Genomic DNA, 24,521 nt, shown 5'->3' on the forward strand with positions numbered 1-24,521 from the left:
TAAGCAGGCTATCCGACTTTCGGTGCTCGGTGACATTCGGTGAGTTCGCTGCCCGGACGTGGTCTCGAGACCGTCGCCGAACAGCCTTCTCCGTAGAACCCTGCCCGAATCGAGCGATCAGCGGCAGTAGCGGATGTTCGGCGAATGGATTCTCGTTGGGTGTTGTCGGGTGGTGCTGGCTCGATCGTGGCCGTGACTGAGCCCGACCTCCGCACCTTGATGCGGTTGCACATCCCCGAGGTATTGCACTCGGAGATCGAGCTGACGATCCGTGAAGGGCTGCGGCTGCGGCACGCTCGCGAGGATGACGTGATCATCGGCTATTTCGGTGGGCTGCCACTGCTGCCGGACGGATTCGCCTGGCCCGGAGCCGATCACGGCCGCTACGAGCACGTCGCGACTATCGATCTCGCCACCCTGCCGAAACTGGATCTGAATCTCCCTGCCTCTGGCAGGATCTCGGTCTTCGGGGATACGAACGGATGGGCGGGGCTTGCCTGTTCTTCCCGGACAACGCGGTCCTGAACGATATACTCTTGCCGCCGGACCTCGCGGAACGCAACGGCATCATCCGACGTGTCGACATGACCTACGCGGTGGTCGAGACCATTCCCGACGCGCAGTGGTTCGAAGAGAACCTACTCGATGGCAACGACCACGACGACGACACGTACGAAGGATTCGAAGCCTTCGGCGAGGCCTTCTTCGCCCATTCCTGGGCCTGGCACCAGCTCGGTGGCTGGGCCAACGAAATCCAGGGTCAACGCGACCGCGGCCTGCTGCCCGGCACGGCCGCCGAACAACACTTCTACCACGACTTCGAACCGTCGGGTCCGTTGCTGCTCGCCCAGTTCGACACTGATCCCGAAATCAACCTGGGGTGGGGATACTTGGGCAGCCTCTACTGCTTCATCACCCCACAGGATCTGGCCGCCCACGATTTCGCCAAGGTCGGTGTCCACTGGGAGAGCTAATGAGCAGCTGAGTCCGTCGATGCGCGGGCTCGCCCGCCCGACACCCGGCTCACTCGCTGCACGGATTCGGCAGTAGTTGACGTTCTGCGCCGCACCAGGTTCCGACCGCCGGCGCCTCACGCTGGCCAGTTCGGTCAGCGCGGTCAGCGGCATTATCCTGCGTTCGGTCTGGGTCGAACCGACGCGGTTCTGGCTGTGGCAAAGCCATTGGTAGGTCACTAGGCGAGCCCCAGCGGCTCGGCGTCGTTGTGTGGAGCTGATGGCCGAATCCCTACACAGCAAGCCCGACAACTACGCCGCTACTTCAAACCCTCACCGGCCTCGCCTGCCATCACCAGCCTGCTCGACCGCGCCCCGTCAGTCGGCCGATGAGTCACGTGTCCCTACAAGCGGCTGACGTTGTTCGTACCGGTCCGGTTACGCGCATGGGTTAACAGGACCGATGGCAGTTGGCTGGGCCTCGTGTCGTTTTCCGTGTCGACGGGCAACGACAGCGGACGGCTGGAAATGACGCGGTGCCCAGCCCCGCACTCGGTCCCCCGGATGGCACCGGCCGTCGCCGATGACGCTGCGAGCAGGGCTCAGGGTGTCAGTTCGATCTGCACGCGTACCCAACTGGCCAGACCTGCGGCGATCATCTCCAGGGCGGCTGTCTCGGTGGGCGCGGCCGTGCCGGTGATCACGACGAGTCCGCGGCCCTCACGCTGGCACTCGCCGACCTGCTGATACCAGGACGGCTCGCACATAAGGTCCCCGTCGTGGAGTAGCTCGTCACCAGGGAGGATGAGTTGCACTGTGTTGCTGTGGGCGTCGATCACCGCGCGCCATCCGGGCACGGGTGCGCTGTCGAATGCGACGGCGCGGGGACGCTCGCCGCCCCGGCCGCCGAACTGGGCCGCCCGTGGCCGGAAACCTTCGCCGTGTGCACGCCCTCGGGCGGGCGGCACCTGTATTTCCGGGCGCCGCCGGGGTGCACGCTGCCCAGTACCTCCGGGGCGAGCTCGGGCCTGGGGCCAGGGATCGACGTGCGCGGCCCCGGCCGCCACACCGGTGGCTATCTGATCGGGCCGGGCTCGGTCGTCGACGGAATCGCCTACGTCGTCGAGTGCACCGGCCCGATTGTGCCGCTCCCTTTGTGGATTGCCGAGCGCCTCGGCTGTCGACCTGGTGCGGAACCGTCAGATGTCCTGCCGTCAGAGGTCGAACCTGACGGCGAGCACCATCTTGATGAAGTCGAGCATCTCGGAGGTCACCGTCCCGTCGTAGGTCCCGGCCTCCAGCACCGCTCGTACGCAGGGAATGAACCGGTGCACCGCGAGCACGCGGCCTTCGTCCCAGCCCACCGAGAAGATCCGCAGATCCGCGGGCATCTCGCGGGAGTCGACCACCGGCACCGCCAGGGCGACATCGCGATGACGCAAAAGCGCCTGGCCATCGACGATTACCACTGTCAGATAGCCGTCACCGGCGGCGATGGTGTAGATGTAGCCCTGGCGCAGTTCCCTCACAGGGGCATGCCCATGCCGATGCGCAGCAAGTCGGCATCGCTGTACTTCGGTGGGTTCTGCTGCTCGTGCGCGGCGATGCGCCGCAACTCCTTGTCCGCGAGCCGCTGGAGAACGGCCCGGTTGATCTCGGCACTGACGTTGCCGCCCGCACTCTCGCGCAGAGCCTCGGCAGTCGCGTCCGGAAGACTGATGTTCAGTTTCGCCATGCCACCACGGTAAAGCGTGACGCTTTACTACCGCAACTGATTCTCACTCCTCGACGCTGGCGACCTGCTTGGGCGGCCATGCCGAGCGGGCGTTGGCCAGCGGCGCGATCCGGAAGGCGTCAGCGAATGTGCTGATGAGGCTGCATTCCATGGCTTCGGCATCGTCGTTTGCAGAGGGAGCGGGGGAGTAGGTGATGAGTGTCGGATGGGCGATCATCCATTCGTAGCGTGCGTATCCGCGAAACTCGCCGTTGCGGATGTCTCGGCTGTACTTTCGATGGTTCCTCAGCCTGGTTCGAAGACCTTCACGGCCGCCGGCGGAGCCGATGCAGAGGATTGATGAGCTTCCGGCGGGGTGCTCGAAGTGGTGACCACGGGCGCGGAAGAGGTAGACCCGGCACTGGTGGGGACCTCGTCGAGCCAGTGTTGAAGGTGAGCGTCGGGGTCGATATCGGTGATGGCCTGGGCGAGGGCGTTGATGATGCCGTCGTCGAGGGGCCCGGCAGTTTCGTACACTTCGGTCAGTTCCACCGTTGCGCCCGTTCCGCGTACGTGTCGGACTTCGTCGGCGAGTTCGGCGGCTGTGTGCACCGGGAGGACGCGGCCGTCCAGGTCGACGGTGGTAGCTGCGGGTAGGGCGTCGATTCGGGTGCTGACGTGAATGCGCGTGGGGTTGACGGTGTTGTGCAGCTGGCGTCGAACGCGGCCAGTTCGCGTCCACCGATATGGAGCAGGTGGTCGGTGAAGATCGGCCGCAGCAATCCCTGCAGGGCCATCCGCTGCGGTAGCGGGAGCTGACGATGCCGATGATCATGTCTCGTGCTGTCGGGGTGACGTGCACGGGTAACCGCTGCTCGGCCAGCCGGGTCAGACCTTTGCCAGTTTGGGCATCGCTGCGCCCAGAACCGGGACCGACCCGTGCCCTGGTGTGCCGTGCACGGTGATCGTCAAGGTGCACCATTGCTTCTCGCACACCGCGATCGGATAGAACCGTCGGCCTGACACGGTGGTGGAGAATCCGCCCATCTCGCCGATCGCGTAACGCACCCTTTCGAAGAGGTCCAGGCGGGTGTCGAGCATGTGGGTGGCGCCGAATTCGCTGCCCTCTTCTTGGTCGGTGAAGGCGGCGAAGGCGATGTCGTGCGGGGGCTGAATATTGTTGTCGTGCAGCCGGAGAAGGGATTCGAGCATCATCGCGAGGCCGCCCTTCATGCGTGATCGATGATGCGGGCCTCGAACGGCGCCACGTCCCATGGTTGGCCTGTTGTCGGGACGACGTTGACGTGGCCGTGCATCAGCAATCCGTTATCGGATTGCCGACCTTCCAGCCGGACAACGAGATTGGGCCGCTGGGGATCCTTTGGCGACGATCTGGGGTTCCAAGTCCGACGCAGTGAAGCAGTTCGGCGATGTATTCGATACAGGCTCGCTCGTTGCCGGGCGGGTTGGTGGTGTCGAATCGGATCAACCGACGCGCGATCTCGACCACCCGTGCGGTGTCTGCGGGACGTACAGATTGGTCGGTCATGACATCGTTCCTGACGGATCGCCGGTGGCGCCGTGTTCGAGGTCGAACCCATCGAGCGCGAGGATCTGGTCGAGGTCGAGGACCTGGGCTGGTGTGAGAGTGCCTGTTGCGGTGAATTCTCGGCGGCTGACCCGGCTGGCGGTCTCGGCGGCGATCGGCGCGGTGATGTCGTAGATGCCCCTGCCCCGTACCCAGCCGTAGGTGGTCCCGGCTTGTCCGCGGGCGTGGACGGCGACCGTAAAGCGGGTGAGGTCCTCTTCGGCGATGCCGCCGGCCGACCCTCGCCACATCACGGCGACTCCGCGCTCTATCAGCGGCCGAGCCGGTGTGCGCATCAACGCGCCAACGGTATTGGCGATAGCGGGCAGGAACCGCCCGAGCGGCACCGGAGCGAGGGTTGATGTGGTGAGCCGAGTGGTGAGCCGGTCGACGTCGATGTGCCAGGGAATGGTGAACGCCTCGGCCACCGGATACAGGCCGACGCGACGACGGCCGGTCGGGGCGGGGAACTCGAAGAAGCTGGTGCGGGGAAAGAGTCGACGGGTACGTGTCACGCTGCGGTCGTGTTCGAACCATTCGTGGCCGAGTGCCTCGAAACGCGAATTCAAGCTCGCTCCGATCGGCCGCCAGTCGTCGATGCAGTACGCCACCTGCATTTCGGTGATCGGACCGAGGTCCGCGCTCGCCCGTGCCGCCAGGAGGTCGGCGAGTACCGAGTAGAAGCCGAACGAGGGGAGCAACGCGATCCCGGCAGCGCGGGCGCGAATGTTGCCGTCTCGGTAGCACCATCGGCTGCCGAGTTGCTCAGCGGAGATATCGACGTAGTGCGCACGCCCGGCGATGGCCGCTTCGGCGATGGGGCGGCAGCTGGCGACGAACGGGCCCACGCAGTTGACGATCACCGACGCCTGTTCGGCCAGGGCCTCGAGCGCACCACGATCGTCGAGGGCTGCCACGTGCACGCTCGCCTGCCCGCCAAGCTGGTCGGCAAGCTTCTCCAAACCGGCACGCGTGCGGCCGGCAAGCATGACGGGATACCCGCACCAGGTCAATGTCTGGGCGATTTGTCGGCCGGTGTAGCCGGTCGCGCCGTAGATGGCGATCACGACCCCACCACCGCTCGCCTGGCCGTTCTCGGCAGGGCTGGCGCGGGCCGAGTGTGGTGCCTGCGGAGCGCTCGAATTTCCATAGCCTCATTACGTAACATGATTATGTAATAACATAATGAAGATACGTAGGGCAAGTATGTAAGGTTGGCTGATGGCTCGTACGCAACATGACCGCACCACGGCGACGACGACAAAGCTGATCGCGGCCGCACGCGACCTGTTCGCCACGCACGGCTACGCCGCGACCACGCTCGACGATGTGGTGCGAGCTGCGGGGGTCACCACCGGCGCGCTGTATCACCATTTCCCGAACAAGCTCGAGCTTTTCGCGGCCGTCTACGAGCAGGAGCAGCAGCGACTCGCCGAACTGTCGATCGCCGCCCACGCTGCCCGGCGGGACGACGAGGACGGATTGGAAGCGGGATTTCGCGCTTTCCTCGAGGCATCCCGAGAATCAGGTGTTCAGCGCATCACCCTGCTCGACGCCCCCTCGGTCCTGGGCTGGGAGCGCTTGCGCGCAATCGAAGACCGTCACACCATCGCCGTGCTGAGAGCTGGACTACAACAAGCCATTACCACCGGGGTATTCGGCGAGCGACCCGTAGAACCGCTCGTCCAGATGCTCAACGGAGCCCTCTGCGAGGCGTCCCTGCTTATCGCGCGCTCGGAGAACCAGGACGAAGTCACTGAACAGATACTGGTCGAGCTCCGCGACTGGCTCAGCGTTCTACGAAAGCGCACCCAGCTCATTTGAGACTGTTGGGGTCACCGTAGTATTCGCCGAAAATCGGGCGGATTTGGCGTAGGCGCAACCGAATGTCAACAGCGGTCATGACGGCCACCGGCTACTTCGTTTCCCTCTACCATCAGCGCGTCCTCGAGTTGAGTCCACTGCAGACCGGACTCACTCTCGTGCCGATGAGCATCGTCCTCACCGTAGGCGCGCTCGCCTCCAAGACGCTTCTGCCGAAGTATGGGGCGCCCGCGCCGATCATCACCGGCTCGTTCACCATGGCAGTCGGCCTCGCCTGGCTCGCCGCCGTGCCGACGCACAACGCCTACCTCACACATTCTCGGTTCCACGCTCATCTGGGGCATGGGAGCGAGCATCGTCGTGATGTTTGCTTTGGTGACCGGCTTTGTTCATGATCTGTGACGGCACTGGCCGCCGCGGTCGCTCAGGCCGCTCGCCAGCCGCGAGCCCGCTGGGCGGAGCTGGTTCATCGCCGCTATCGCGCATGCCGATGCCGCACAGCTCTACGCCTGCCCTACCGTCGACTGCGTCGGGGCGGACGATCTCGCGAAGTTTGTCGCTGCCCTGGGCGAGCTGGAGCTTCGTTCAGCACGAAAGCGACTATGGAACTCTGTTCCATATTTCAGCTTCTGCACGCACTCATGTTGTTCATGAAGCGCTGTTCCGTGCGCTAGGCTTGCGCTGCAACGGAATTCCCTAGATGGTGGAGGCGGTGGGGATGGCGGTCAATGTGGCTCGGCGTCGGGAGTACGAGGGGGATGACGCGAAGGCATCAGATCCACAGGAGCAGCCGGACGGGCAGTCATCGGGCCCGTTGACCAGCGGTGCGGTCCTGGCTCGGATCCAGGCCGCGATGCCGTCACTGGTCCCGAGCGCGCGTCGCGCGATGCAAGTGATCCTCACCGAGCCAGAGGCGGTCACCCGATACGCTGCCGCGGATCTCGCCGCTCGTGCGGACACCGCGGCATCGACCGTGGTCAGAGCCTGCCAGCAAGCCGGGTTCAAGGGTTTTCAGGACCTGAAGCTGGCGCTGGTGCGTGACCTGGCTCTGCGGGGAGCTGAAGAACTGGTGTTCGCCGATGAGCTGGATACCGACTCGCCTGCGGTGGAGGTGTTGCACAACATCCTCACGGCCAGCAGTCGCGCGGTGGCTGATGCGATCAGCACGGTAGACCCGGTCGCTTTCGCCGGTGCGTTGGATGCGGTGTCCGCCCGTCGGTCGGTGCTGTTCGTGGGTAATGGTCAGTCGTCCTCGCCTGTGCGTGATGCGTCGCACCGTATGCGGATGCTGGGAGTGTCCACGGCAGCGCCGCAGGACGCGATTACCCAGCACATCGCGGCTCGGCAGTTGGGCGACCAAGGCGTCTGCCTGGCGATGAGCCATAGCGGCGCGACCCGCGAGACGCTACTGGCTGCAGAGACCGCGAAAGCTCACGGTGCCTATGTCATCGCAGTGACCAGCTTCCGCCACTCGCCGTTGGCCGATATCGCGGACGCGCCGCTTGTCGCCGGCAGCCCGCGGCAGGGTTTCCGGTTGGAGGGCGCGGCCAGCCGACTCGCGCATCTGGCGATCACCGACGCGCTGTTCGTTGGAGTCGCCTTGCGTGATCCGGATCGGTCGAGCGCGTACCTGGATTCGGTCGCCGACGTCTACGCTGAACACACGTTGTGACCGGGCGAGTGGGTCCATGGTGAGCCCTTGAGTACAGCGAGGTCTCCCGGTCCTGGCGTATCTGCAGGTTAGTACTCGCGGTCGGCCGCTCATTATGCCTCGCCCGTGCGCGGGCGTTGTGGCTCTGATACGGGCACTCAGCCGGCTGCCCGGACGACTGCTCGCCTATCGGCTTGACGGGTGGTTCACGGTGCTTGCGCTGTGCAGCGCACCCGGAATTGACTGTGGACCGTGGGCTACGAGCGCAGGCAGTTTCCCGGATCGAAATCAGGGATCAATGTCATTCACACAGGGACAGTTACGCAACACGGTTGCCTGAGCTATAAGGGCGTCGGCGATGTTTGCCCACCACTCGCGTGACGGCTGGGTGGCGAGATCTCCGATTCTTGTTCCCGTCAAAACTGCGCCCGGTCGAGCGTGTATGCAGACAGCCGCACGTCGCGAACCTACCGGCCGGACCCTCTTCGGCGGCCGCCGGCTTCGCGACCCAGTACGACAGCCGCGCGATAGGCATCAGCAGGGCCTCGACACTTCGACGGCCTGCCTATCAGGACTAGTAAGAGACGTATCGGGAAAGACTGTCCTTCGCGGTGCGGCCGGCTTGCATGACGAGGAGGATATTGTCCGGGTCGGCCAGTGTGGTGATGTCGTGGAGGGGGTCGGTCCGGCACACGACGAGATCGGCGAGTTTGCCCGGTTCGATCGTGCCGAGGGTGGTGTCGAGGCCGAGGAGTCGTGCTGCGACACGGGTGCCGGCCTGGATCGCGCCCATCGGGGACAGGCCGAGGTCGACGAGGTGTCCCAGTTCACGCAGGTTCTGCCCGTGCGCGCTCACCCCGGAGTCGGTGCCCAGTGCGATGGGCACGCCCCGAGCGATCGCCTGGGCTACTCGTTCCATCGCGAGTGCCGACCATCGGATCTTTTTCTGGTAGAGGAAGTCGGGCACCGTGCCCTGTTTCGGGATGGTGGCCGCGGTGGTGAGTGTGGGCACGAGCACGGTTCGGTGTTCGAGCATGAGGTCGATCGTCTCGTCGTCGATGCCGTAGCCGTGTTCGATGCTGGTGACACCGGCGAGGACGGCGTTGCGGATGCCGGCGGCGCCCTGGGCGTGGGCAGCGACGGGTCGGCCGCGGTGGCGGGTTGCCTCCTCGACGATGGCGGCCATCTCCGTGGTTGCGAGCCCTTCGTCGTCGGGCTGGTCTGCCGGGCTGCTCACGCCGCCGGTGGCGCAGACCTTGATCACGTCGGCGCCGTCTCGGATGACACGGCGCGTCGCCACCCGAGCCTCGCCGACGGAGTCGGCGATCTCGGTCAAGGGTTGCGGGCGGAGCGGATCGACGTCGACTCCGCTGGGTTGGGTGAAGTCGGCGTGCCCGCCGGTGTGGCTGATCATCCGCACCGCCACGTGTAGCCGCGGACCCTCCACGAGGCCGCCCGCCACTGCCTCTCGGTAGCCGGCGTCGAGACCGCCGAGGTCACGTGCGGTGGTGACGCCGGCTGCGAGGGTCTGGCACAGGCGCTGCGCGGTCTGGAAGGCGGCCAGTGACGCCCAGTGCCGGGGTGGCTCCAGCAGTTCGCTGACGTGGCCGATACCGAAATGCACGTGGCAGTCGATGAAGCCTGGCACCACGGTGCGGCCACCGAGATCGATGATGGTCTCGCCCGCCGTCGGTGCTGGTCCGGGGCCGGGTCCGGCATGCGTGATGCGGCCGGAGTCGTCGATGGCGATGACCGCGTTGTCGACCGGCGTTGCGCCGGTGCCATCGATGAGTCGTGCGTTGATCAGCTGAGTCATAGAGCTCCATCCAGCGGGAAGTGAGAGGGAAACGGCGGCCGGTTGGCCTCACATCGGGGGCTTCAGGCGAGAGGAGTTGGGGGCTATACGAGGGCGCCGGACAGGCGCTCCACGGTGCGTAGCAGGGCCGAGTGGTCCAGGCCGCCGTCGCCCTGGGCGCGCAGTGACGCGATCAGCTGGGCGACTACGGCGCCGACCGGTAGTGCCGCGCCGACGGCGCGGGCGGCGTCGGTGACGATGCCCATGTCCTTGTGGTGCAGGTCGATGCGGAAGCCCGGCTCGAAGTCGCGGTTGAGGAAGTTGTGTTTCTTTCGGGTCAGCACGGTGGAACCGGCCAGGCCACCGTTGAGGACCTCCAAGGCCGCCGCGAGGTCCACGCCGGACTTCTCCAGGAAGACCACCGCCTCGGCGCATGCCTGAATGTTCACTGCGACGATCAGCTGGTTGGCGGCCTTCACGGTCTGGCCGCAGCCGTGCGGACCGCAGAGCACGATGGTGGTGCCCAGCGCCTCGAAGATCGGCCTGGCCTCGTCGAAGTCGGCCTGGTCACCGCCGACCATGATCGACAGGACGGCCTCGACGGCCCCGGCTTCCCCGCCGGAGACGGGTGCGTCGAGCACCCGGATGCCCTTGTGCTTCGCGGCCGCGGCCAGCTCGATCGATGTCTGCGGGGTGACCGAGGACATGTCGATCAGCAGGGTGCCGGGGCGGGCGTTGTCCAGAATGCCGTCGGGGCCGTAGGCCACCTGTTCGACCTGCGGGGAGGCCGGCACCATCGTGATGATCACGTCCGCGCCGCGGACGGCGGCGGCGACGGATCCGGCCGCGGTGCCTCCCGCGGCGGTCAGGCAGTCGAGCTTGTCGTGGTTGCGGGTGTAGCCGGTGACGTCGTACCCCGCTTTGATCAGGTTCTCCGACATCGGGGAGCCCATGATGCCCAGGCCGATCCAGGCAATCGACGGGCGCGGGCGGGGAGAAATTGCGGGATTGTTCATAGTGGAGTCCCTTTTTCACGGCAACTGCGGGGGGCTGCCTGGGTGGTGTGGTGGTCAGCGGGCGGCGCGCCCCCCGGGTGGCAGCCAGCCGAAAGTCTGCGCGCTCGGGCGGTCCCCGGGCGTGTACTCCAGTCCGACCCGGCCGTCGTAGCCCGCGTCGGTCAGCTGGTCGAGCAGGTCTTCGAGCGGGAGCGTGCCGGTGCCGGGCGCGCCCCGGCCCGGGTTGTCGGCGATCTGGACGTGACCGGTGATGGCCCCGTATTGCCCGATGATCTGCGGCAGGTCCTCTCCATTCATGGACAGGTGGTAGAGGTCCATCAGCAACCGTGTGTTGCCGAGCCCTGTGACCGCGTTGACCGTGTCGACGATCTCGACGGCACCCGGAGCCGACACCAGGGGGTAGCGGGGCGACTCGGGCTTGTTCAGCGCCTCGATCAACAAGATCGCGCCGATCCGGTCGGCGGCCTGGGCTGCCCGGACCAGGTTCTGCAGCGCGAGCGCGTCCTGCTCTGCCGGGGCGACGCCCTCGACGCGGTTGCCATAGAGCGCGTTGAGCGCCGTGCAACCCAGAGACTCCGCGAAGCCGACGGCTACATCAATGTTGACGCGGAACTTCTCCGACTCCTCGCCCGGGATCGACAGCGCGCCCCGGTCGGGGCCCGGCAGTCGGCCGGCGTAGAAATTCAGGCCTGTGAGCTGCACACCCGCGTCCTCGATCGCCTCCCTCAGGGAGTCGCGCTGCGACTGCTCGGGCGTGGGTGAGTCAACCCAGGGCCACCACAGCTCGATCGCGGTGAATCCCGCCGCTGCGGCAGCCGCGGGGCGCTCGAGAAGCGGAAGTTCTGTGAAGAGGATGGACAGGTTGACGGTGTAGCGGTGGTCTGCGAATCCCACCCGGACGCTCCTGATTCGAAATGTGGAATGTAGTTCTGTTCATGACCAACGGGGGCTCTGCCAGTGGCGAGCACTGATTCGTCTTTCCCCTCATCGGAACTGGTCCGCAGGCTTCACGGACGAACAAGATGGGCCTGTCGATTCCCCGTGGCTGGTGCTACGCGGCTGGGTTTGACGGGTATCGAGCCACTCGAGGTTGCCGGCGTGGCGGACGATCTCACCGGTTGGGCACTGCTGCTGCGGTTGCTTCCGAGCACTCGGCAGTCGAGCACCATCAAGGACAGTGGCCGCGGCAGGGCGATGATGCCCGGCCGGCATAAGTCGGGGTTATCGGCGGCTCTGTGTGGCTTGGGCGATGAGTTCGGCGTCTTCCTGCTGGCGTTTGCGGGCGTCGATGAGGACTTGTTCTTCCCGGTCGCGGGGGACGATGACGACGCCGTCGGTGTCGGCCACGACCAGGTCGCCGGGGTTGACGACGACCCCGGCACACTGGATCTGTCCGCCGACATCGCCGTCCCATCCTTTGTTCGGCCCGGCCGCGCAGATGCCGCGCGCGAACACGGTGAAGCCTCGCTCGCGGATGGCCTCGACGTCGCGGACCGCGCCGTCGACGACAAGGCCGATCACCCCTGCCTGGATGGCTTCGGCGGTGCGCACCTCGCCCCATACCGCGCGGTCGACGAAGGCACCGGCGTCGACGACGAGGATGCTGCCGGCGGGTGCGGTCTCGATGGCGCGCAGCAGGGTGTTGTTCTCACCCGGCATGCTGCGCGCGGTCCATGCCCGTCCCAGCAGCGTGCTACCGACGATCGGCCGGATAGCGGCATGCATGGCCTGGAATCGGTTGAGACAGTCGCAGACGGTGCCGGCGGACAGTCCTCGCCAGCGGTCGAGGTCATCGGTGTGGGCGGTAGGCGCTGTAGTCATGGGCACTTTCCAAGGGGTTGTTGGGTGGGTGAGGCTGTGAGAAGCGGTCGAAGAGTTGCCGAGCGTTGTGGTGCCGGATCAAGTGACGGTCGCCGCCCGATAGCAGAGGGGTCTGTGCGATGCGGTCGGCGGACTCCGCGATCTGGGGTTGGGGAGTGAATGGCCAGTCGGTCCCGTAGAGCAGCTGGCTCGGCGATGCCAGGCGCAGCAACGAGGGCAGCTGTGTGTCGAGCGGGAACCCGGCCAGGTCGTAGTGCAGTCGGCGCAGGGCGGCCAAAGCGTCGACGGCGTCGGCGCCGCGCTGCCGTGCGGTCAGCTGGCCGAGGGTGTGGATCCGGTCGGCGAGTGAAGGCAGGGCACCGCCGCCGTGCGGGGCGATGACGCTCAGCCGCTGGTATCGGTCCAGCGCACCGGTCAGAATCAGGCCGGTGATCGCCCGCGTGGTTTCGAAGGGAAACTCGATCAGGCTGCGTGGCTGGTCGAACGCGGTGTGTTCCCAGCACGGTGGCGAGGTGGGGTGGACGAACACGACAGCGCTTCGGCGGTCGAGCTCGTCGAGGACGGGACGAAACTTCGGATCGAACAGGTAGGCCCCGTGATAATGGGTCAGCAGAACCACGCCGTCGGCCCCGAGCTGGTCCAGTGCGTAGTCGATCTCGGTCAGCGCGCTGTCCACATCGGGCAGCGGCAGGGAGGCGAAGAACCCGAACCGGCCAGGGTGACCGGCGGCCAGCGCTGCCGCGTCCTCGTTCACGCCACGAGCGAGCACCGTCGCGGCGCGGTCGTCGCCGAAATGGACGCCGGGCGATGAGACCGACAAGATAGCGACGTCGACGCCGAGTTCGTCCATTGTGGTCAGAGCCTGACCGACGCTCCATTGCGGCCACGCAGACAACCCGTCCGGGCCCGACATTCCGAGCTGTTGGTAAGCGGTTCGATACCGCTGCGGCAGGAAGTGTGCGTGAACATCGATGCTGCCTTGGAGGTTCACAGGAGCGTTCATCACCAGGCGAGGGCGAAGCCGTCGCGGCGCGGGTCGGCCCCGCCCCACATGGTCGAGGTATCGGGATCGAACGCCACGCCGTGCCCACCGCCCACCACCCGGCTCCAGGCGCCCAGATCGTGCACCTGGTGTCCACGTTCACCCAGCCCGGTCAGAGTTGCCGCGCTGAACCTGCTCTCGGTACCCAGCAGTGTGCCGCGTCCGACCCGGATCCGAGGCGCCTCGATCGCCTCCTGGATGTCGAGGCCATGGTCGACGACGTTGACGATCATCTGCGGTGTGGTCTGCAGGATGCCCTGCGATCCCGGTGTGCCCACGACCAGGAACGGTTCACCCTCCGACCAAACCTGCGAGGGGGCCAGGCAGGCCTCCACCTTCTTCCCGGGCCCGATCACGTTGGGGCTGCCCGGATCGAGATCGAACCAGGACGCGAAGCTGTTGAGCAGCAACCCGGTCGTGCCGGCCACCACACCGGAACCGAACGCGCCACCCAGGGTCTGGGTGCAGGCGACCACATATCCTTGCGCGTCGGCGGTCACGAAGTGGGTCGTGTTCTCCTTGTTGGCGAACACCGCCCGCGTCCACTCCAGTCCGGGGTCGTATTGATGACGCTCACCCGCGGACACGGTGGCACGCCGTAGGTCCAGCCGCCCGATCGCCGCCGCGATATGCGCGTCGGACAACAACTCGGCGTGCTGGGGCGAGCGATCCGACAGGTGGGCCTTTCGCTCCTCGATCGCCACCTTGAACGTCTCCGACAGCAGGTGCAGGTACTCGTCGCTGTCGCGCACCATATCGGCGAGCGGGAACTCCTCGAGCATGCGCAGACCCACCAGGTACTCCAGCGCGGCGCTGGGCGCCGGCGGGCAGTAGACCGTCAACCCCCGATAAGTGCCCGAGATCGGCTCCTGCCAGCGAGGAACGAACTCGGCCAGATCCGAGGCCGTCAACAGGCCACCGTGGCGGGCGCAGTAGCGGCTGATCTCCTCGGCGATGGGACCTCGGTAGAACGCCTCGGCACCGGACTCGGCGACCAGCCGCAGGGTCGTGGCAGCGTTCTTCTGAATCAGCAGCTCACCCGGGCGCGGGATGCGTCCGTTCGGGAGGAAGATCTCCCTACTGGTGGCGGCGAGTTCCAGGCGTGGACGGGCCGCATTCAGGTAACGGTGCAGGTAACGCGAGACCGGGAAACCTTGTTCGGCATAGCCGATGGCCGGCGCCAGCACCGCCTGCAAATCCATGGTCCCGTACCGCTCCAGGGCCGCCGACCAGCCTGCGATCGCGCCGGGAACCAGCGCCGAGAGGATCCCGACATCCTTGCTGCCCGGGGTCGTGAACCGGTCGGGGTGCGCGGCGGCGGGCGAGGGCCCGACGAAGTCGAGCACCACCGGCGCCGCCTCGCGGGGGGCTCGGATGAGCATGTATCCGACGCCCGCGGGCCCGAAACTGCACGGCTCGACCACGCTCAGCGCTGCGGCGACGGCCACCGCCGCATCGACGGCGTTCCCGCCGTCCCACAACATCCGCAGGCCCGCCTGGGTGGCCAGCTGATGGGCCGAGGTGACAACACCGTTGCGCCCGCCGACCGCGGGACGATGCGCGATCACCGGTCCACCAGCACAGTCTCGATCTCGGTCAGCGAACCGAGAAGATGAGTATGCGGCGCACCCTCCAGCGTTGCGCGATCATGGGCCCCGGTAGTGACACCGGCCACGAGCCCGGCCCCGGAGCGCCATCCCGCGACCAGGTCACTGACGGTGTCGCCGACAACCGCGACGGCACGCATGTCGGTGACCTGCAGTCCAAGAGCTGCGGTGAGAATCAAATCCGGGAACGGCCTGCCACGCACCGTGCCGCCCGGGCTGAGCGCCAGATCGACCGTGTCTCGCCACCCCAGCGCATCGATGAGCACCTCCCGCGTGGGTTCGGCGAAACCCGTGATCAGCGCCACCCGCACCCCCGCCACGCGCAGTCGCCCGAACAAATCCTCCACACCGGGAAACGCCTTGACCCCGGCCTCGGCGACGATCTGCTCGTAACGCCGCTCGAACGCCTTGTTCGCCGCCTGTGCGCGTGGCTCGGCCAGCACCTCACGGAAAGCGTCGATCTTGCTCCGCCCGCGGTTGCCATCGAACAACGCCATCGCGGCGTCGAGCTTCGGACCATCGGGAACGCCGGTCTCGCGCAGAGCGTCACGGAAAGCCTCGATGACCAGGCCGTCGTCGCTGAACACGGTACCCGCCATATCGCAGACCAACACCTCCCAGCCCGCCGATACCACGTCCATACTGCTTTCCTTCCGATCGATGCCCTGTGAGGCAATGCCAATCCCTAGTCACCGGTATTTGTAGCAACAAAATTGTCTGGCGGCTAGTCTTGGCGCGTCGAGAGGAGACCCCATGCAGCGCGATATCGTCGCCGACTTCACCAGATCCATCCCCCCAGCCCCACCCGAAGTAGGGGCGGCACTCGAGCACGCGCTCAAAGAGATCGCCGCCGATCCGGGCGCCGGGATGCTGGTTCACGAGGCCAAACCCGGCGGAGGTCCCCAAGACCGCGCCGCGGCCGCCACCTGGATGGCGCGGCGCATACCCGCCCCCGAACTCGACCGGCTGCTGCTGACCAACGGAACGCAGAGTTCATTGCTGCTGGTCCTGCGGCACCTGGCCTCGCCTGGGGATGTCGTGCTGACCGAAGGCCTGACGTATTCGGTCATCTGCAACCTGGCCGAGCGTGCCAGGGTTCGCCTGTACCCGGTCGATCTCGACGACGACGGCATGGTCCCCGAATCGCTGGCCGCGGCATGCCGAAAGCTCAAACCCCGCCTGATCTACTGCAACCCCAGCTACCACAACCCGACCACAACCACGATGAGCCTGGCACGCCGACACCAGATCGTCGCCGTCGCACGCCAGTACGGAGTACCGATCTTCGAAGACGATGTCCTGGGCGCACTTCACCCCCAGACGCCACCACCGATCGCGACACTGGCTCCCGAGCTCACCTGGTACTCGATGGGACTCACCAAATCCCTGACCCAGGGCCTTCGCGTGGCCTACCTTCTCGGCCCCGACGGGCCGGACACGCAAGCGTTGCTGCAGCCCATTACCCGGCTGTCGTACTGGGTCGCGAACCCGCTGTCCGCCGAAGTCGTCCGCCGCTGGATCAACGACGGTCACGCCACCACCATCGCCGACGCCATCCACCGAGAGTCCGCCGCCCGACAAGACCTCGCCGCACAACTCCTGGACGGGCTGCGCTTCGACACCCAGGACGCATCCATGCACCTGTGGCTGCACGTGCCACCCGGGCACACCTCACACAGCTACACCACCACCGCCGCAGAACACGGCGTACTGGTCCGACCAGCCGAAATGTTCGCCGTCGACAACCACCCGGTCCCAGCACGGGTCCGACTGTCGCTGAGTACCCCGCTCGACCGGACCCAGGTGCGCCGCGGCCTGGAAATCATCTCCACCCTGCCACCGCATGAATGAGACATGAACATATAAAGGCTCGCCTGACACGATGCTCCCGGAGCCGGGCCGGGCCGGGCCATGAGCAAGCAGGTGCGCAAAGCACCCAGACCCCTCCACAATGCTGATGTAGCCCTCACTCCTTCCAGTGGGGGCTACATACTGTCGGCGCCGACTGTCTGTCGACGACGGGCGGGCGCCGACAATGTGACCAGCCGAGCCAGGTAGCGATACAGTCCGTAGCGCCTGCTCGTCGTGCCGACTCGGCGTACCGTCCGTGATTCGAGCCGATGCGCGCGGTGTCCATGCACTGAGCGTGACGACGCCTGGTGAGGCCCGCGCGCTGCTCAGCCGCAAATCATGCGCCGGCTGGGGCACCCAGAGCCGCGATCGGTTCATGCACATCTGCGGGTGCGGGGGCAGTACACAATCGCCATGTGAATGCCCGGTGAACATCGTCTGACGCCGGTAGCCGCGCGCAACGACGTTGTTGTAGAAATCTCCGTGTAGGAACTTTCATTCCCTATCGTCTGATCCGTCCCTCCGCTCAAGGCTGGCCACGTGACTGTTTCTCTCCATCCACCGGTGGCTGCTGCACCCGCCGGTGGAGCCTGGACCGCATTACTCCGGGAACGCATCGGCGCATATATGCTGTGCGGCCCGTTTCTTGTATTCCTCGGGGTTTTCGTGATTCTTCCGACGGTGTCGACGCTGGTGCTGTCGCTGTTCGAATGGCACCTTGTCGGCGGCAGTCCGCGATTCACCGGCCTGGAGGCCTTCCGGCGGGTTTTGGGCAGTGATGAACTGCGCCAAGCGTTGATCAATACTCTGCTGTATTCGATCTTCACCGTGCCGGCTATCACGGTGCTCGGTCTTTTGATCGCGCTGACCATGCACAGTCTGCGTCGCGGCAAGGTTCTGTGGCGGACGCTGTATTTCCTGCCGTTCGCCAGCACCCTTGTGACAATGAGCATCGTCTGGAAGTGGATGTTCTACCCCAATCGAGGGCTGATCGACTCGACCATGGGCACCATGTTCGGGGTGACGGACTGGTTGAGTTCCCCGTGGCTGGCACTTCCAGCAGTGGCTGTCGTGGGCGTGTGGCACCAGCTCGGGTACGCGGTTGTGCTGTTTTTGGCTGGGTTGGCCAATGTGCCGACAGCGCATTTGGAGGCGGCCCGTCTCGATGGCGCCAACGCTTGGCATCGTTTCTGGCATGTGCAATGGCCCGCTCTTGGGCCTACAACGGTGTTCGCCGTTGTCATCAGCACGATCAGCGCACTGCGCGTGTATGACACGGTGGCGATGATGACCGCAGGAGGACCGGTCGGCGCCACCACGACGCTGGGCTACGAGCTCTACCGACGCGGGATTTTCTATCAGGACATCAGCGGAGGGTCGGTCATCAGCGTTGTCTTGTTGTTGACCGTGTTGCTGGTAACGCTCGTGCAGATGCGGTCCTTCGGCAGCCGACTGAGCGTGGCGGGTGCCCGATGATCACCAACACGGACTCCCAGCCCACCGCCGGTCGTTCGTTGCCGGTGCCAGCACGGTCAGCCGACGACCACGGCGCTCGGCGCGGGCGCGTTCTGCGGTGGCTCGTCACCAGCGACCTTCCGCGGCACCTGCTCTTGGCCGTGGGCGCTGTCATCATGGTGCTGCCGTTCGCGTGGATGCTGTTCAGCTCTATCAAGCCCGACGACGAGATCTACAACACCGACTTGCTGCCCCAGCACCCCACCTTCGATGCGTATCGACGAGTCTTCGACACGGTGCCGCTGGCACAGTACTTCATCAACAGTGTGATGGTGACCGGGCTGATCTTCCTCGGTCAGGTGCTTCTGGCTGTGCCGGCCGCCTACGCGCTGGCGCGAATGCGGTTTCGCGGGAGCAGGTTGGCGCTAGGTTTGGTCCTGGTGGGCACCATGCTGCCGACGCAGGTCGTCGCTGTGCCCCTGTACCTGGCGTTCGCGAAAGCGGGCCTTCTGGATACCCGTCTGTCACTGATATCGCCATTTCTTGCCAGCGCGTTCGGCGTATTCCTGCTGCGCCAATTCTTTCTCGGAATCCCGCAGAACATCCTGGACGCCGCGCGTCTGGATGGGGCAGGCAATTGGACCACGGTGTGGCGGATCGTTCTGCCCATGGCTCGTCCGGCGCTGATCGCGTTCGCGGTTTTCAGCATCGTTTCCCACTGGAACGACTATTTCTGGCCGAGCCTGGTTCTATCCAGCGATAACGCAGTGACCGTTCCCTACGGTATCGCCGCGTTCGCCAGCTCGGACAGCAGCGACTTTGCCGCCCAGATGGCCGTCGCCACCATGGCGATGCTTCCACTCGTGGCCGGATTCCTACTCGCCCAGCGTCATTTCGTCCGCGGACTCGTGCTGGCGAACGCGCCGGACTGAGCGGCCACTCGATACCCGATCTTGAAGGAGAAGACCATGCGATGGAGAACCACCGCAGCATTGACGGCGTTAATAGGGCTACTGGCCGCGGTGACTGCCTGCGGCACACCGAACGGCCAGGATGCCGCTGTCACTGTCTACTACCCGTCGGCCAGCGTGTACGCCGACGTTCTGAAAACTGCGGTCCAACCGTTGGAAAACCAGGCGGGCGGCCCGCATGTGAAGCTCGCCCTCGCAGGAAAGGACTACAACGAGCTCAACCAGCGGATCAGCCGCGAGGCCGCCACAGGTCGCCTGCCCGACGCTGCTCTGATCGGGCTGAACAACCTGCGAGGGCTGGCCGACCTCGGCATCGCACAACCGCTGGATCCCGCGATCGCCGACGGGCGCCTCAACACCAAGGACATCGACCCGAAGATCCTGGAACTCACCCAATATAACGGCAAGCAGTACGGGATCCCGTACGGCGTCTCCACGCCGATCCTCTACGCCAATGAGGCCATGTTCAAAGCCGCCGGGCTCGACCCCACGCACCTGCCGACAACGTGGACACAGCTGCGCGAGGTCGCCACGAGGCTCGCGGATCCGGCCAACCACAAGTACGGCATCGTGATGGACTGGACCGGAGGCAGCAATCTCGACTTCCAGATGCAGCTGACCAGCGCAGGCGGTGCGCTACTCACCCCGGACGGATCCAGCGCCACCTTCAACAGCCCCCAAGGCGAAGCCGTGCTCGACTACTGGGGCCGCTTCGTGAAGGACGGCGCCATGCCGCTGCTTGCCCGCACAGATGTCACCAGCCCGAATGTGCAGGCATTCGTCAACGGTGACGCCGCGATGCTGATCCAATCGAGCGGAAACATCGGCGCCATCAACGCCAACGCAAAGTTCCCCGTGCTCGCCGGCCAGGTCCCGATCGCAGACGGCGGTACACGCACTCAACCCGCCGCCGGCTCCACGATCGTCCTGCTCACCAAAGACCCCCAGCGCCAGGCCGCCGCCCTCAAGGTCATCCAGCAACTGGTCAGTCCCATCGCGAGTACCGCGCTGACCTTGGCGCGGGGCTACCTGCCGGTCAACTCCACCGCGCGGAAGAGTCCGGAGTTGCAGAAGTACTTCAGTGAACAGCAGAACCAGCAGCCGGCGTTGGCCGCGGTCCCCTATCTGCGCCAGTGGCAGACCTACCCAGGTGGCCACGATGTCGAGGTCAACGACGCGCTCCAGAACAGCATCGTCCAGGCCCTGAGTGGCAGCAAATCCCCCAAGCAGGCGCTCGCTGAGGCGCAGGACACGGTCAACAAGATCCTGGGGACGAAATGACAGAGCCTGCGGGGTTCAACTGCGTCGAGGTGACCAAGACGGTCGGGCTGACCGACCCAGCCGGCGCCACCTGCGAGATTCATTCGCTTTGCCCGGAGCAAACAAATCGAGGAGTAGTGCAGTGACAAACACTCGAGTCGCCGTCGCCCAATTCGAGAGTGACGCTGACGTCGCGAAGAACCGGGAAACTCTCGTTCGCCTGGTCGAGGAAGCCGCCCGTGGCGGTGCATCGTTGGTGATGTTCCATGAGCTGGCCACGACCAACTATTTTTGCTACGACGACGGCCGCACCGAGTACTTTGATCTCGCCGAGCCGATCACCGGCCCTACGGTCACGGCAGTCGCTGAAGCCGCCCGCCGCACCGGCACAAGTGCGCTGCTCCCCTTCTACGAAGTAGACAATGACAAGCGGTTCAACACCGTCGCCTACATCGGCGCGGACAGCGGTGTGCACGCGAAGTACCGGAAGCTGCACATGCCGGGGGTTGGGGACGACAACGGCCAGACGGTGGGCGCCAACGAGAGCTTCTATTTCACCGCCGGCGACGAGCCATACATGCTTCCCCGCCCGATCTCCGGGCTGTCGGTCGGTACGTCGATCTGCTATGACCGCCACTTTCCCGAGGGGAGCCGCTCCTACGCGCTCCTCGGTGCAGACCTGATCTTCGTGCCGACCGCGTCGTACCGCGACTCCATCATCGACGAGCTATGGAAGGCCGAACTGCAGACGATGGCCTTCCAGAACAGCGTCTATGTTGCCGGTGTCAACAAGGTCGGTCCTGTACTGGGCCAGCCGGTGCAGACCGGTCTCCGTTACCCGGGGCTGTCGATGATCATCGATCCGCAGGGACGGGTCCTCGCCGAGTGCGGCGACCGTGAGGAGGTGGCCTTCGCTGAGGTTGACCCGCTGCTTTGTGCACAGATCCGCGACGGAGCGATGCGCTTCATCCAGGCACGGCGTCCGGAGCTTTATAGTTCCCTGGGCGCAGAAGCCGGAGAGATGTCGTGACGCCGCGCACATCGTACGCCGACCGATTTCTGGCGGCGTCCCCAGTCATCGGCCCAGGGCGCGGTCAACAAAATCCTGGCCGCGACATGACAACGGCTGAAGGAATCGACTGCGTCGACGTGACCAAGAGGTTCGGTCCGGCCGACCAGGTGCTGCAGCAGGTGAATATATCGTGCCGGGCCGGTGAGACGCTCACCCTGGTCGGGCCCAGCGGCTGCGGTAAGACCACCTTGCTGCGCTGCATCGCCGGGCTGGACACTCCTACCAGCGGGGCGATCTGGATCAACGGACGCGACATGACCTACGTCGATCCGAAGTCGCGCAGCACCGCGATGGTCTTCCAAAACTACGCCTTGTATCCGTCCAAGACAGTCGCAGCCAACATCGAGTTCCCGCTGCTCATGGCCAAGGTCCCTCGCAGTGAGCGCGCCGCGCGCGTCACCGAGATCGCCAAGCTGCTGAGGCTGACGAACCATCTGGACAAAAAGCCCGCCCAGCTGTCCGGTGGGCAGAGACAGCGCGTCGGCATCGGTCGGGCGCTGATCCGACGACCGTCTGTCCTGCTGATGGACGAACCGCTGTCGAACCTCGACGCCGCGCTGCGTGTCGACATGCGCACAGAATTGCACGAACTCTTTCAGCGACTCGGCGCAACCGTCGTCTATGTCACCCACGACCAGACCGAAGCACTCACACTCGGCGACCAAGTAGCCGTCCTCAACGAGGGACAGCTTCAGCAGCAGGCCACTCCGCGCGAGGTTTACACCCGCCCGGCTAACAAATTCACCGCTTCGTTCCTCGGAGCAATGAATCTTCTCGACGGCACGGTGCAGGACGGACACTTCCGAACGCATGACGGTACGCCGATCGTCGAGCTACGGACACCGGCGGCCGCCGCGACTGCGTGCATCGGCATCCGACCAGAGGACCTTCGAACGGTAGATACCACGGCGAGCCGCCCGACGGCCACTCTCACCGGCCAGGTTGGCCTCATCGAACTGCTCGGCAGCGAGGAGCTCACCCACGTCACTCTCGTCGGCGGCCACAAACTGAAAGCGCGGCTGCCAGCAGGAACCACCACGGCCGCGACCGTGAGCCTGTCCGTCGATGTCGAACGGCTTCATTTCTTCGACGCCAACGGAATACGGATCGACTTATAGCAACGTTGCGTCGAAGTCCGGTGGCAGCTGGGCGACTACTTTCAGATGCTACTGGTCTCGCCCCCGCGACCAAACCGATACGCCAGCCGTGGAGTTCCTCTGGCCGTACTGACCAGGAGCCGGGGCCTTGGCCCCATTGCCCGGTTGACCAGACTCCGCAGCATTCAAATTGATCATCAAGAAGCAGAGAGGCAAGGCTCAACATGTCAAGGCCCGCCATTGAGCAGCCGGTCCGCCAGTGGGTGGACGGTGAGTCCCTCGAGCGCAGTGAGGGGCTCCCGATTCTCACCTATCTGCGTTTGGGCGATCCCGGTCGGCCGGTCATTGTGTTCTTGCCAGGTGGTGGTCACCTGGCTCGGGTCAGTTACGGGCACCCGGGTGCTCGCCAAGAAGACTTTCTCGCGCACTGGTTGGCGGCACGTGGGTTCACGGTGCTTGCGCTGTCGTATCCGTCTGACCACCCGGTCTTTCCCGCAGCGCACCCGGAGTTGACCGTCGACCAGTGGGCTGCAGCGGCAGCGATACTCACCAAACGGATCGTGACCGAGCACCAGCTCCAGGCTGGGATCATCTTGTGCGGCTGGAGCATGGCTGGACGGACGGTCCAGCCGTTCGCCCAGGTCTGCAAGCGAGTTGATCTCGATCTGCGTTGCTTCATCTCGCTCGCGGCTTCGGCTCCGCTGCCAGGACTCGTGCCGGTCCGTCCCGCAGGCGAGCCGTTGACCCCTGACGGCCTGTGGGAAATCCTGCAGCATCCACCGACACGACTGGACGAATTTTTCGGGCAGATCTCTGCTCAGGCGGAACAAGACCGGCCGGTCATGTCACGTGACGAGTATGTACGGCACTATCTGTGTCGGCACTCGATCGGTCTGCGTGGTGAGGCGCAGCGCTGGAACGGGCAAGCCAGTATCTATGACACCGAAGCTGCGATCCGCGAGACCGGGACAGGACAGTGGACAGAATTCCCCATCTGTGCCGCGATCGTCCCGCAGAGCGCCCAAGACGCCCGGCACGCCCTGAGCGACCACCTCACCTGGCCTGCAATCACCGCCTGGGCGCTGGGCTGGACCCTTTTCGATGCCACAGAACTCTCAGACGGAGCCTGGACGCAACTTCAGGCACACAGCCAGCGACTAGCCACCGAGCTCGTGCGATTCACACCGGGAAACCACTTCTTCTTTCTCGGCGCTCCCGGAGCCCGACACACCGCACAGCACATCGAAGAACTGTGGCAAGCCGCAGAGAACCTCCACACCCTACTGGCCAGCATGCTCACGGTGGAACGATAACTACAGCACGACGTCGCAAAACCGCCGCCAAGCTCGACGCTTGAGCATCATCTCGACACCACCATGATCGGGTGGCGATCAATGCGCCGGTCAGCATGGTTACAAGACCCGTGACGCCCGCCGTCATCAATACCACCAATGAGCTGGTCACTCGTGGGCCCCACGCAGCAGCAAATCTCGGCTGATCCAGGAAAAAGTATGAAAAGACTATTCGCATAAAGAATCAGAATTTGCGATCGCATACCAGTCGCTTGTAGCAGCTCCAACTGCGAGTCTGTCGCCGATAGCCCTTGACCAACCCCCGGATCCCGACAAGTCAACTTTACTCGAAACGTCGAAACCCATTTCGACGTTTATTCGCCCATGCCAGAAAAGATATCGGCAGCTCCCCGAGGGTGTTGAGCGTCATTGGGGATGACGATTTCGGGGGCTGAGTCGTCGTTGGTGTTGCCGATGTGATGTTCGGCGTCGGGTTCGAGTTGATCGTGGTG

At 65.2% G+C, this 24,521-nt stretch carries 27 protein-coding genes and 1 pseudogene; 13 read left to right on the forward strand and 15 right to left on the reverse strand.

The genetic code is table 11. The features are described from left to right. The first annotated feature begins 159 nt into the window (after positions 1-159). A complete protein-coding gene (locus ACWEKS_RS42320; protein ID WP_452345349.1) occupies positions 160-525 on the forward strand; it encodes a DUF1963 domain-containing protein in 366 nt (121 codons plus the stop codon). An 11-nt stretch (positions 526-536) separates the two neighbouring features. Then, the gene (locus tag ACWEKS_RS42325; RefSeq protein WP_452345350.1) at positions 537-974 is read left to right on the forward strand and encodes a DUF1963 domain-containing protein; all 438 of its coding nucleotides are present in this window, start codon (positions 537-539) and stop codon (positions 972-974) included. A gap of 581 nt (positions 975-1,555) precedes the next feature. Here ACWEKS_RS42325 and ACWEKS_RS42330 read toward each other — a convergent pair. Further along, positions 1,556-1,768, reverse strand: a complete 213-nt coding sequence (locus tag ACWEKS_RS42330; RefSeq protein WP_452345351.1) for a hypothetical protein — start codon at positions 1,766-1,768, stop codon at positions 1,556-1,558. Positions 1,769-1,777: 9 nt separating this feature from the next. On the opposite strand from ACWEKS_RS42330, the pseudogene ACWEKS_RS42335 reads away from it, so the two are divergent. Then, positions 1,778-2,053, forward strand: a pseudogene (locus ACWEKS_RS42335) (bifunctional DNA primase/polymerase); the annotation flags it as partial. Positions 2,054-2,167: 114 nt separating this feature from the next. On the opposite strand, the gene ACWEKS_RS42340 reads toward ACWEKS_RS42335, so the two are convergent. The 7 genes from ACWEKS_RS42340 to ACWEKS_RS42370 form a co-directional block, all read right to left on the reverse strand. Further along, complete coding sequence (locus tag ACWEKS_RS42340; RefSeq protein WP_452345376.1) at positions 2,168-2,482, reverse strand: hypothetical protein; 315 nt, start codon at positions 2,480-2,482, stop codon at positions 2,168-2,170. Then, positions 2,479-2,688 (reverse strand): hypothetical protein, encoded by a 210-nt coding sequence (locus ACWEKS_RS42345; protein WP_452345377.1) that lies wholly within the window; start codon positions 2,686-2,688, stop codon positions 2,479-2,481. Before ACWEKS_RS42345 ends, ACWEKS_RS42340 begins: the two co-directional genes overlap by 4 nt. Positions 2,689-2,731: 43 nt before the next feature. Continuing rightward, entirely contained in the window at positions 2,732-2,905 is a 174-nt protein-coding gene (locus ACWEKS_RS42350) for a hypothetical protein (RefSeq protein ID WP_452345352.1), read from the reverse strand. Between the two features lie 68 nt (positions 2,906-2,973). Next, positions 2,974-3,219 carry a hypothetical protein gene (locus tag ACWEKS_RS42355; protein ID WP_452345353.1) on the reverse strand — a complete coding sequence of 82 codons (246 nt, stop codon included), beginning with the start codon at positions 3,217-3,219 and terminating at the stop codon, positions 2,974-2,976. A 336-nt stretch (positions 3,220-3,555) separates the two neighbouring features. Then, positions 3,556-3,900: a M20/M25/M40 family metallo-hydrolase gene (locus tag ACWEKS_RS42360; protein ID WP_452345354.1), complete on the reverse strand. Its 345-nt coding sequence runs from the start codon at positions 3,898-3,900 to the stop codon at positions 3,556-3,558. 82 nt (positions 3,901-3,982) lie between these two features. Continuing rightward, positions 3,983-4,216: a hypothetical protein gene (locus ACWEKS_RS42365; RefSeq protein WP_452345355.1), complete on the reverse strand. Its 234-nt coding sequence runs from the start codon at positions 4,214-4,216 to the stop codon at positions 3,983-3,985. Beyond that, entirely contained in the window at positions 4,213-5,322 is a 1,110-nt protein-coding gene (locus ACWEKS_RS42370) for a saccharopine dehydrogenase NADP-binding domain-containing protein (RefSeq protein ID WP_452345356.1), read from the reverse strand. The genes ACWEKS_RS42365 and ACWEKS_RS42370 overlap by 4 nt, the downstream gene beginning before the upstream one ends. A 154-nt stretch (positions 5,323-5,476) precedes the next feature. Between ACWEKS_RS42370 and ACWEKS_RS42375 the strand changes: the two genes are divergently transcribed. The 3 genes from ACWEKS_RS42375 to ACWEKS_RS42385 all read left to right on the forward strand — a co-directional run bounded on the left by ACWEKS_RS42375 (position 5,477) and on the right by ACWEKS_RS42385 (position 7,751). Further along, positions 5,477-6,079, forward strand: a complete 603-nt coding sequence (locus ACWEKS_RS42375; RefSeq protein WP_452345357.1) for a TetR/AcrR family transcriptional regulator — start codon at positions 5,477-5,479, stop codon at positions 6,077-6,079. A gap of 62 nt (positions 6,080-6,141) precedes the next feature. Next, positions 6,142-6,474 carry a hypothetical protein gene (locus ACWEKS_RS42380; RefSeq protein WP_452345358.1) on the forward strand — a complete coding sequence of 111 codons (333 nt, stop codon included), beginning with the start codon at positions 6,142-6,144 and terminating at the stop codon, positions 6,472-6,474. 305 nt (positions 6,475-6,779) lie between these two features. Beyond that, positions 6,780-7,751, forward strand: a complete 972-nt coding sequence (locus tag ACWEKS_RS42385; protein ID WP_452345359.1) for a MurR/RpiR family transcriptional regulator — start codon at positions 6,780-6,782, stop codon at positions 7,749-7,751. A gap of 553 nt (positions 7,752-8,304) precedes the next feature. On the opposite strand, the gene ACWEKS_RS42390 is transcribed toward ACWEKS_RS42385, so the two are convergent. The 7 genes from ACWEKS_RS42390 to ACWEKS_RS42420 form a co-directional block, all read right to left on the reverse strand. Further along, positions 8,305-9,546, reverse strand: coding sequence for an amidohydrolase family protein (locus ACWEKS_RS42390; RefSeq protein WP_452345360.1), 1,242 nt, complete (start codon positions 9,544-9,546; stop codon positions 8,305-8,307). An 83-nt stretch (positions 9,547-9,629) separates the two neighbouring features. Next, positions 9,630-10,541: a 2-hydroxy-3-oxopropionate reductase gene (locus ACWEKS_RS42395; protein ID WP_452345361.1), complete on the reverse strand. Its 912-nt coding sequence runs from the start codon at positions 10,539-10,541 to the stop codon at positions 9,630-9,632. A 54-nt stretch (positions 10,542-10,595) separates the two neighbouring features. Next, positions 10,596-11,435, reverse strand: coding sequence for a TIM barrel protein (locus ACWEKS_RS42400; protein ID WP_452345362.1), 840 nt, complete (start codon positions 11,433-11,435; stop codon positions 10,596-10,598). 327 nt (positions 11,436-11,762) lie between these two features. Beyond that, positions 11,763-12,362, reverse strand: a complete 600-nt coding sequence (locus ACWEKS_RS42405) for an RraA family protein (RefSeq protein ID WP_452345363.1) — start codon at positions 12,360-12,362, stop codon at positions 11,763-11,765. Next, complete coding sequence (locus ACWEKS_RS42410; protein WP_452345375.1) at positions 12,331-13,365, reverse strand: amidohydrolase family protein; 1,035 nt, start codon at positions 13,363-13,365, stop codon at positions 12,331-12,333. The genes ACWEKS_RS42405 and ACWEKS_RS42410 overlap by 32 nt, the downstream gene beginning before the upstream one ends. Beyond that, a complete protein-coding gene (gene ggt, locus ACWEKS_RS42415; RefSeq protein WP_452345364.1) occupies positions 13,365-14,972 on the reverse strand; it encodes a gamma-glutamyltransferase in 1,608 nt (535 codons plus the stop codon). The genes ACWEKS_RS42410 and ggt overlap by 1 nt, the downstream gene beginning before the upstream one ends. Beyond that, positions 14,969-15,652: an HAD family hydrolase gene (locus ACWEKS_RS42420; RefSeq protein WP_452345365.1), complete on the reverse strand. Its 684-nt coding sequence runs from the start codon at positions 15,650-15,652 to the stop codon at positions 14,969-14,971. The genes ggt and ACWEKS_RS42420 overlap by 4 nt, the downstream gene beginning before the upstream one ends. 112 nt (positions 15,653-15,764) lie before the next feature. On the opposite strand from ACWEKS_RS42420, the gene ACWEKS_RS42425 reads away from it, so the two are divergent. From ACWEKS_RS42425 to ACWEKS_RS42455, 7 genes are all read left to right on the forward strand, one after another. Next, entirely contained in the window at positions 15,765-16,862 is a 1,098-nt protein-coding gene (locus tag ACWEKS_RS42425; RefSeq protein WP_452345366.1) for an aminotransferase-like domain-containing protein, read from the forward strand. Between the two features lie 540 nt (positions 16,863-17,402). After that, complete coding sequence (locus tag ACWEKS_RS42430; RefSeq protein WP_452345367.1) at positions 17,403-18,338, forward strand: carbohydrate ABC transporter permease; 936 nt, start codon at positions 17,403-17,405, stop codon at positions 18,336-18,338. Then, positions 18,335-19,249: a carbohydrate ABC transporter permease gene (locus ACWEKS_RS42435; protein ID WP_452345368.1), complete on the forward strand. Its 915-nt coding sequence runs from the start codon at positions 18,335-18,337 to the stop codon at positions 19,247-19,249. Before ACWEKS_RS42430 ends, ACWEKS_RS42435 begins: the two co-directional genes overlap by 4 nt. Before the next feature lie 21 nt (positions 19,250-19,270). Continuing rightward, positions 19,271-20,569 (forward strand): ABC transporter substrate-binding protein, encoded by a 1,299-nt coding sequence (locus tag ACWEKS_RS42440; protein ID WP_452345369.1) that lies wholly within the window; start codon positions 19,271-19,273, stop codon positions 20,567-20,569. A 121-nt stretch (positions 20,570-20,690) separates the two neighbouring features. Continuing rightward, on the forward strand, positions 20,691-21,578 hold the full coding sequence (locus ACWEKS_RS42445; RefSeq protein ID WP_452345370.1) for a carbon-nitrogen hydrolase family protein: 888 nt from the start codon (positions 20,691-20,693) through the stop codon (positions 21,576-21,578). Next, complete coding sequence (locus ACWEKS_RS42450; protein WP_452345371.1) at positions 21,575-22,738, forward strand: ABC transporter ATP-binding protein; 1,164 nt, start codon at positions 21,575-21,577, stop codon at positions 22,736-22,738. The genes ACWEKS_RS42445 and ACWEKS_RS42450 overlap by 4 nt, the downstream gene beginning before the upstream one ends. A gap of 203 nt (positions 22,739-22,941) precedes the next feature. After that, on the forward strand, positions 22,942-24,030 hold the full coding sequence (locus tag ACWEKS_RS42455; RefSeq protein ID WP_452345372.1) for a hypothetical protein: 1,089 nt from the start codon (positions 22,942-22,944) through the stop codon (positions 24,028-24,030). Positions 24,031-24,521 lie beyond the last annotated feature (491 nt).

The organism is Nocardia sp. NPDC004711 (assembly GCF_053601595.1).

Coding starts and splice junctions, on each gene's coding strand:
- ACWEKS_RS42365 (WP_452345355.1), bottom strand. CDS start 4,216: ATGACCGACCAATCTGTACGTCCCGCAGACACCGCACGGGTGGTCGAG.
- ACWEKS_RS42395 (WP_452345361.1), bottom strand. CDS start 10,541: ATGAACAATCCCGCAATTTCTCCCCGCCCGCGCCCGTCGATTGCCTGG.
- ACWEKS_RS42435 (WP_452345368.1), top strand. CDS start 18,335: ATGATCACCAACACGGACTCCCAGCCCACCGCCGGTCGTTCGTTGCCG.
- ACWEKS_RS42350 (WP_452345352.1), bottom strand. CDS start 2,905: ATGATCGCCCATCCGACACTCATCACCTACTCCCCCGCTCCCTCTGCA.
- ACWEKS_RS42360 (WP_452345354.1), bottom strand. CDS start 3,900: ATGAAGGGCGGCCTCGCGATGATGCTCGAATCCCTTCTCCGGCTGCAC.
- ACWEKS_RS42455 (WP_452345372.1), top strand. CDS start 22,942: ATGTCAAGGCCCGCCATTGAGCAGCCGGTCCGCCAGTGGGTGGACGGT.
- ACWEKS_RS42375 (WP_452345357.1), top strand. CDS start 5,477: ATGGCTCGTACGCAACATGACCGCACCACGGCGACGACGACAAAGCTG.
- ACWEKS_RS42345 (WP_452345377.1), bottom strand. CDS start 2,688: ATGGCGAAACTGAACATCAGTCTTCCGGACGCGACTGCCGAGGCTCTG.
- ACWEKS_RS42410 (WP_452345375.1), bottom strand. CDS start 13,365: ATGAACGCTCCTGTGAACCTCCAAGGCAGCATCGATGTTCACGCACAC.
- ACWEKS_RS42425 (WP_452345366.1), top strand. CDS start 15,765: ATGCAGCGCGATATCGTCGCCGACTTCACCAGATCCATCCCCCCAGCC.
- ACWEKS_RS42420 (WP_452345365.1), bottom strand. CDS start 15,652: ATGGACGTGGTATCGGCGGGCTGGGAGGTGTTGGTCTGCGATATGGCG.
- ACWEKS_RS42380 (WP_452345358.1), top strand. CDS start 6,142: ATGTCAACAGCGGTCATGACGGCCACCGGCTACTTCGTTTCCCTCTAC.
- ACWEKS_RS42405 (WP_452345363.1), bottom strand. CDS start 12,362: ATGACTACAGCGCCTACCGCCCACACCGATGACCTCGACCGCTGGCGA.
- ACWEKS_RS42390 (WP_452345360.1), bottom strand. CDS start 9,546: ATGACTCAGCTGATCAACGCACGACTCATCGATGGCACCGGCGCAACG.
- ACWEKS_RS42385 (WP_452345359.1), top strand. CDS start 6,780: ATGGTGGAGGCGGTGGGGATGGCGGTCAATGTGGCTCGGCGTCGGGAG.